The organism is Actinotignum sp. usb-actsch-rep-73 (assembly GCF_059082735.1).
This window is the reverse complement of sequence record NZ_JBHNPV010000061.1, coordinates 1-328: the sequence shown is the minus strand read 5'-3', so window position 1 is coordinate 328 and position 328 is coordinate 1. Positions and strand designations below refer to the sequence as shown.

Here is a 328-nt window from a genome sequence, read left to right as displayed (position 1 = left end):
GCAGAGACCATCGAAGCCCAAGAACTCCCAGCGCCCAAGGCGGCGTCCTTCGACTTGAGCCTGCCAATTCTCGAGGTCCTCACCGACCCGACCATGTAGCCCAGTACTACACCAATTTTTAGATGCCTTCACCCCAGATGGGTGTGGGCAATTTTTTATGCCCACGAAAGGAATCATTCCCATGTCTCTTCACGCCATCTGGCACGCCATCCAAACCGGGATCGCTGGTATTGGTGCCTGGCTCGCCGCTTATCTTGGAGGCCTCGACGGCCTCGTCTATGCGCTGATCGTCTTCGCTATCGCCGACTACATCACCGGGGTGCTGGCC

Annotated in this window: 1 protein-coding gene; it reads left to right on the top strand. The window is 57.6% G+C overall.

The genetic code is table 11. The annotated features are described in order from the left end of the window. Positions 1-157: 157 nt before the first annotated feature. Positions 158-328 (top strand): phage holin family protein (locus AC5RE1_RS04290; RefSeq protein WP_493938403.1); only part of this gene is annotated, 171 nt, incomplete at its 3' end.